The sequence below is a fragment of the Adlercreutzia sp. ZJ242 genome (assembly GCF_011038995.1).
In the GTDB taxonomy this organism is placed as follows: domain Bacteria; phylum Actinomycetota; class Coriobacteriia; order Coriobacteriales; family Eggerthellaceae; genus CAAEEV01.
Map to the genome: position 1 here is coordinate 1 of NZ_JAAKEE010000077.1, position 7208 is coordinate 7208.

Annotated in this window: 6 protein-coding genes; all 6 read right to left on the reverse strand. The window is 68.9% G+C overall.

All coding sequences use genetic code 11. From position 1 onward, the window contains the following. The coding region (locus tag G7Y49_RS11580) for an ATP-binding protein (protein WP_206214692.1) at window positions 1-1715 on the reverse strand (1715 nt) is incomplete at its 3' end. 117 nt (window positions 1716-1832) lie between these two features. Further along, window positions 1833-3545 (reverse strand): VWA-like domain-containing protein, encoded by a 1713-nt coding sequence (locus G7Y49_RS11585; protein ID WP_165173981.1) that lies wholly within the window; start codon window positions 3543-3545, stop codon window positions 1833-1835. Window positions 3546-3554: 9 nt separating this feature from the next. Further along, entirely contained in the window at window positions 3555-5810 is a 2256-nt protein-coding gene (locus tag G7Y49_RS11590; protein ID WP_165173983.1) for a leucine-rich repeat domain-containing protein, read from the reverse strand. A 172-nt stretch (window positions 5811-5982) separates the two neighbouring features. Continuing rightward, a complete protein-coding gene (locus G7Y49_RS11595; RefSeq protein WP_165173985.1) occupies window positions 5983-6315 on the reverse strand; it encodes a hypothetical protein in 333 nt (110 codons plus the stop codon). A gap of 149 nt (window positions 6316-6464) precedes the next feature. Next, window positions 6465-6740, reverse strand: coding sequence for a hypothetical protein (locus G7Y49_RS11600; protein ID WP_165056837.1), 276 nt, complete (start codon window positions 6738-6740; stop codon window positions 6465-6467). Between the two features lie 83 nt (window positions 6741-6823). Continuing rightward, a complete protein-coding gene (locus tag G7Y49_RS11605) occupies window positions 6824-7183 on the reverse strand; it encodes an oxidoreductase (protein ID WP_165173987.1) in 360 nt (119 codons plus the stop codon). Window positions 7184-7208 lie beyond the last annotated feature (25 nt).

Sequence of the window (7208 nt, forward strand, 5' to 3'; positions counted from 1 at the left end):
CGGGCCGCCGCGGCGCGCGTCTCCTGCACCGCCACGTGCGCGCCGCTGCACGCGTCAGCCGCACGCCCGGCCACGTCGGCCGCGTCTCCCACCGACGAGCGCTCCTCGCGCCTGCCCACGGACAGCCCCGCCGCCGCGGCCGAGCCGGTGTCGCGCGCGCTCGCGCCCGCGCCGACGGCCTCTTCCGCGGCCTTGATGTTCTCGCTCAGGTCCTCGAGCATGCTCGCGCGCTCGGCGAGGCCCATGCGCGCCGCGTCAACCTGGAGCTCCTGGTTGTGCGCGTAGTACTTGTCGTTGCCGTAGTGCGCCACGAACTGCGTGGTGGGCTGGCGCGTGGCCAGCTCGGCGATGAGCACGAGCATCTCGCGGCTCGAGAAGCACGCGTCCACGAAGTCGAACGCGTGGTCCATCTTCTCGCTCGCCGCCGCGGCGGCCGGCTTGATCTTCGCCACCTCGGCCTTGTACGCCGCCTCGACGATGCGGAAGGCCGCCTCGCCCGCCTCGGCCTTCTCGAGCGCGCAACGTCCCATGAAGTCCTTCAGCAGGCGGATGACCAGGCGCTCCCGGCGCACGTAGGAGCCGGCTGCCACGCCCGAGCCCACCTTGCGCGCCAGCGCGCGCTCGCGCTCCGCCACGCGCGTGCCGAGCGCGTCGGCGACCGCGGCGCCGGACAGGAGCTCGCCCTTCGCCACGCGCAGCACGTCGCGCAGCTGGACCACCACGCCCTCCTGCTCGAGCACGTCGGCGCAGGCGCGCGCCAGCACGTCGAGCATCAGGCTGATGAGCGCCACGCGCTCGTCGAACTCGGCCTCCTTCGCGCGCGCCCTGATGGCGTCGCTCGCCTCGCCCGCCAGGATGGTGTCCACCTGGTAGTCGGAGCGGTACTTCTCGAACAGCGCGTAGTACACCGCAAACGCGTCGACGATCGCGTCGTCGCGCAGGAACTGCGCCACGAGCTCGCGGTTCACCGGCTTGCCCATCTCCTCGTACAGCGTGATGACGCGCGCGAGGTCCTCCCAGCCGCGCGCCGTCACGAACGCCTTGCCGCCGCCCGGCTTGCTCTCGACCTTGTAGAAGCACTCCTTCTTCGTCTCGAGGAAGGTGGTCACCGCCGGGTGCAGGCCGCACGCCGTGGCGTAGCCCTTCCACGCCGCGTAGTCGGGCTCCACGTCGATCTCGCGCAGGCGGTCGAGCGTCACGATGTCGAACTCGTGCACGCTGCGGTTGTACTCGGGCGGGTTGCCCGCGCACACCACCACCCAGCCGTCGGGCACCTTGTGCTTGCCGAACACCTTGAACTGGAGGAACTGGAGCATCGAGGGGTAGAGCGTCTCGGACACGCAGTTGATCTCGTCGAGGAACAGGATGCCCTGGCGCAGCCCCGTGCGCTCCATGTAGGCGTAGATGGCCGCCACGATCTCGCTCATCGTGTACTCCGACGCCTCGTACTCGAAGCCCTCGAACTCGCGGTGCTCGATGCGCGGCAGGCCGAGCGCGCTCTGGCGCGTGTGGTGCGTCATCGAGTACGCCACGATGCCGATCTCCAGCTCGCGCGCCACCTGCTCCATGATGGCCGTCTTGCCGATGCCCGGCGCGCCGAGCAGGAACACCGGGCGCTGGTGCGCCGGCGCGATCAGGTACATCCCGGCGTCGTCCTTCCTCAGGTACGCCTCGACCGTGTCCTTGATCTGCTGCTTCGCAGACGTTATGTTCATCTCAGCCTGTCCTTCCCGTCGCTTGGAAAAGCAACCTCGTCAGCCTCGCAAGCCCTGTCGGCCCCATCGGCCCTGCCAGCCGAGGCCCGCGCGGGCCCCGGCGCCTCGCCCGCCTCGTCAAGACGGGCGGAGCATGTCGATCCCGTTCTCGTCCACCACGACCTTCATGGCCCACGGCGGCACGGGCGGCAGCATCCGCTCCTCGTCGTCCATGAACACGAACGCCACGTCGTAGTCGGGCGTCTTCTCCGGGAACGTGCCCAGGCCGTCGGTGTAGTAGATGAGCCCCCTCATGTCGGAGAGCTCGCCGCGGCGGCGCAGCATCTCCACGTAGTCGAACGCGGGGCGGAAGTCCGTGCCGCCGAATCCGCGCACCTGGAATCGCTCCATCATCCGGTCCACGTCGCGCAGGCTCTTGAGGCGCGTGTCCGCCTGCACCTTCGCGTCGCATTGGATGACGTGGATGTTCACCTCGCTCGCATAGCTCTCCGAGCTCTTGAGCACGTCGAACGTGTGGCGCAGGAACTTCTTCACCAGCTCGCCGCTCACGGACTCCGAGGTGTCGATCACGATGGCGAAGTCGCGCACGCGCTCGGTCTCCTGGTACTCGAGCGGCTCCACGAGCGGCATGTTGCCGTACAGCTCCATCCCGTAGGCGTAGTAGATGTAGTCGAACTCGTCCATGTTCAGCTGCATCTCCTCGGCGTGCACCATGAACCGGCGCAGGAAGTCGGTGTAGCTGTGCCGCTTGCGGTTGGCTAGGGCCAAGTTCGCCATCAGGCTGCCGGCCGCGTCGCCCCACTCCTTCGAGAACGTCTCGAGGTTCATCTCGATCTGCTTGGAGATGTCCTCCCACTCCTTCTCCTCGCGCTCGGCGTCGCGCTCTGCGTCGCGCGGGTCATGCTCGTCGCGCGCGCCCTCGGGGCGGTCGTCCTCGGCGTCCCCGGCGTCCTCGGCGTCCTCGGGGTCCTCGGGCTCCTCCGGGCTCGCGTCGTCGGCGTCCGCGCCCGCGTCGGCCTCCTCCTCGGCGGCGTCGTCGGCGCCCGCCGCCTGGGCCTCCTCCTCGCCCGCGCTCGCGTCATGCGGCGCGTCGGCGTCCTCGGGCGTGCTCTCGCTCGGCGAGTCCGTTCGCAGCATGTCGGCGGCCACGTCCGGGTTCTCGTCGTCCTCGGACATCTCCTCCGCCGCGTCCTCGCGCGCGTCGTCGCCCTGCGCGCGCGCGTCGTTGTTGGCCGGCCACGCGCCGTGGTCGTCGCGCTCGAACAGGTCGTGCCACGCGTTGAGCGTGCTGCGGCCCAGACCCCGGTACTGCTGCCCCTCGGGGGTGAGCACCATGCTCTTGACCAGCGCGTACACCTTCCCCGGCAGCAGGTTGCCCACGAGCATCCTGATCTCGCTCACAGCCTGGCGGCGCTCGGCGTCCTCCTCGCTCTCGAAGCGGCTGCCGCACAGGTCCATCACCGCGCTCTCCACGATGATGTCGCATGCCAGGTTCCACGCCTCTCGGTTGTCGTGGTCCTCGTTGAACGGATGGCGGAAGACGCAGTGCATCACCAGGTGCAGGTAGTCGCGCACCAGCTCGTCGAACGAGAGCTGGAAGCGCCCGATCACGCGCGGCGGGTCGAAGATCACGCGCTTGGCGTCGGTCGCCAGCGGGTAGGCCGCGCCCACGCGCATCGGCTCGAGGTCCATGCGCCACAGCGCCAGGTCGAGGAAGCGGAACTTGAGCATGAGCTGCACGCGACACTCGTCGATGATGTCCCTGCCCAGGGCGTCCTCGCGCTCGCGTCGGGCGAGCTTGGCGTCAGGCATCTCGGGAACAGCCGGCATCGCTTCCTCCTACAGGTCGAAGTCGAACGCGTCTTGCCCGAAGCGGGTGCGCTTGACCTCGAGCAGATACCCCGTCATGGAGGCGTCCTGCAGCGCGCCGACGCGGTCGATCACGCGGTAGAGGTTGTCGCCGTTGAGGTATCCCAGGTCAAGCAGGGAGTCGATCGCGCGCCTGTCGTCGTGCTTCGCGATCTCCACGCAGACGTCCTCGATGTTGTCGCGCAGGGCGCGCTCGCACAGGCTGCGGTTCACCGCGCTCAGGTACACCGGGTCGGCGAGGCGCGCCATGATGAGCACGGCCTGGTCGTACACGCCGAGGCCCGCGTCGCTCTGGTGGTCGAAGCTGTTCGCGTTCACGATCGCGTTGTCGTAGTGCTCGAAGAGCATCTCGGGGTTCACGAAGCGCGGCACGCTCAGGGCGAGCATCTGCTGCTGCGCCCCGCGGTCGGTCTGCGGGAAGCGCCACTCGAAGAACGCGTGCCCCTCGACGGGCTGCGCCAGGTCGATGCGGATGAGCCCCACCAGGTCGCCCACGGCCAGCCCGCGGATGCCCACGTCCTGGATGCGGTCCGACAGGTGGATCTCCTCCAGCCCGCGGACGGCGTTGAACGCGTACGGCGCGATCTCGTCGACCTCCTCGGGCACGCGCACGACGCGCTCCGCGCCCGTGCACAGGAGCACGCGCGCGCGCCCGCCCGGCTTGCGCTCGAGCAGGAGGCCGGGGAGCGTGTAGAACCGCGCGTTGCCCGCGCGCACCGTCACCTCGCGCAGCGACGGGTCGACGTTGCCGTGGTGCGCGCCGTAGGTCACGAGCGCGTTGAGCCCGACGTCCTCGAGCCCCGCCGGGATCTCGAGGTGCGTGATGACCGTCTCGAGGAGCGCCTCGTCGCCGATGCGGCGCACGCTCGCGGGGACGTTCACCTCGCAGAGCGCGCGGCATGACTTGAACGCCGCGTCGCCGATCTCCACGAGCCCCTCGGGCAGCACGACCGCGCGCAGCTTCCCGTGCATGGCGAAGGCCCCCTCGCCGATGCTCACGGTGCCGGGCTTCACCGCGTAGCGCTCCACCTCCGGGTCCATCATGCGCAGCAGGCGCAGGCCCTCCTCGCCGCGGTGGTACAGACAGCCCGCCTCGTCGAGCTCGAGGTGCGCCGAGCCCTCGGCGATGGAGAACGTGGCGTCGGGGCCTGCGTAGGTGAGGTCGCAGTACGCGGCGAGCGGGTGCCCGAGCTCCTCCACCGACGCGGGGACGCGCAGCTCGCGCAGGCGCGTGCGCGTGAACGCGTCGTCGTCGATGGAGAGCAGGCCCTCGCGCAGGCGCACGCGCTCAAGCTGCGCGCAGCCGAAGAACGCCTTCTCGCCGATGTGCTTGAGCGCCGCGGGGGCCTCGAACGCGGAGACGCCCGTGCGCGCGTAGGCGAACGGGCCGAGCACCTCGAGGCTGTCGGGCACCTCCACGTGCTCGAGGCACGCGAAGTGGCTCAGGCCCTTCTTGGCGATCATGCGGCAGCCGGCGCTCACCGCGTAGTCGCGCCCCGGCACCGCGAGCGCCACGAGCACGCTGCCGTCGCGGCTGTAGAGCGCCCGCCCGTCGGTTGCGAGGAAGGGGTTGTCGGCGCTCACCTCGATCGACGTGAGCTTGCTCTTCGCGAACGCGCCGGGGGCCACCTCGCCGGCGCCCGAGCCCACCACGAGCACGCGCAGGCCCTCCAGGTCGAAGAGGCTCGCGTCGAGCTTGGCCAGGCCGTCGGGAAGCGTCAGGTGCTCGAGGTTCGCGCAGCTGCGGAACCAGTCGGAGTCGAACGTCGCGAGCCCCTTCGGCAGGACGGCGCGCCTGAGCTGCCGGCATCCGCGGAACGCGCAGAACCCCATGAGCATGATGGTGTCGGGGCAGGTCACCTCTTCGACGTCCGGCAGGTACGCGCAGGCGTCGGGTGCGAGCGCGACCACCGGCTTGCCCTCGATCTGCGCGGGTATGCGCAGGCGGGAAGCGCGCGCCTCGCACTTCTCGACGCGCACCTCGGCGTCGTCGAGCACCACGTAGCGCCACGTGCTGCCCTCGTCGTCAACCCACGTGCGCTCGTCAGAGGCGCGTGCCGCCTCGATGGCCGCCGCGCGCTCAAGGGAGGCGCGCCGTGCCTTGAGGCGCCGCTCAGCCTCGGCCATCTGCTCCTTCGAGGCGATTCCGTCGCTCAGCGCCATGGGAGTGAACCCCCCGAAGCACGCGTCGAGCTTGCTGAGGTCAACTGCGTAAGAAACGCCCATGCTTCCATGCTGTCCATCGGTCTTGCTGGTACTTCCCCACATCACGTCCATAATGCCCCTATTATACGCGAACTCGCCGGTCGGGCGCGCAGCAGGCGGCGCCCGTGCGCAAAGAAGGCCCGCCCGAGCAGCAGCTCGGGCGGGCCTTGAGACGGCTATGCCAGCCCCTCTCCTACTCGCCCCAGGGCGCGCCGGCGGGGTTGAGCTTGCGGCGGCGCGAGAGCTCGTCGGCGTACATGATGCAGTAGCGCAGGCCCTTGAGCGTCACGTACAGGCTCGCGATCTCGTGCTTGGAGCCGTGGTTGAACACCTCGTAGGTGAGGTACTCGCGGTCGATCATCGGCTGGTAGACGGGGCTGCCCTCCACCTTGCTCAGCAGCAGGTTGGTGGCCTGGCGGCCCAGCTCGTCCTGCTTGAGCGAGATGTTGTACAGGATGTCCTCCTGCGCGGGCTCCAGCCGGCCCAGCTCCTCGACCTCCGCGCGGATCTCGTCTTCAGTAGACATGGAAATGCCCTCCTTCTGTCGCTTTCCTTCCTTCAGGCAAACGTCCTGGCGCGAGGGTGCTTGCCTGAGGGGACTCGTTGCAGATGCTACAAAGAAGGCCCGCCCCGAGGTTGGGGCGAGCCTTCCAGACAGCGAAAACTCTTGCGAGCTTACACGCCCTGATAGCCCTTGGACGGGTCGCTGTTGCCGACGCCGATGCCGGTGTCGCCGGCCTCGTTGCCGGTGCGCTTCGTGGAGGTGTAGCCGCCCCAAGCGCGGGCGATGAACTTGTCCTTCACGAAGAAGATCTGGGCCTTCATGAGGTCAGCCTGGGCGATGCCGAACTCGGCCATGGCGCCGGCCTTGTCCTTGCCGTCAGCCAGAAGAGCATTGAGCTTCTCGGCGGCCTCGGCGGCGTCAAGTGCGAGGAATTCGTCGCGGGTCATATTTCCTCCTTGTTAGTGTCGAACGCGATGTCGCGGCCGCCCGCCGCGAGAGCCGGCGGCCACGACAATGTTACCACGTCAGCTTACAGCTGGAACAGAACCATCGGGCGGTCGAACTCCGCCATCTTGGCGATCATGTCCTCGAGGGTGCCGTAGTACATGGACGCGGACTCCTCGACCTGGACCGCCAGCGGGCGCTGGCCGGCCTTGTCGCCGTCGGTTCCCCAGTGCTCGGAGAAGATCGACGTCGGGCAGGGGATGTAGAACCACTCCCAGGCGTCGCCGTCGTTGCCCTCGCCCTTCTTGAAGGGGCCGACCTGGACCTCCTTGATGCCGAACTGGTCGAGCGGAAGGCCGAGCTCCTCCTTGCAGGCGATCTCTGCGGCGTGGTTGCCGGAGAAGTAGGTGTAGTCAACGAGCAGTGCGTACTTCTGATCTGCCATTTAGTGCACTTCCTTTCAAGTTAGT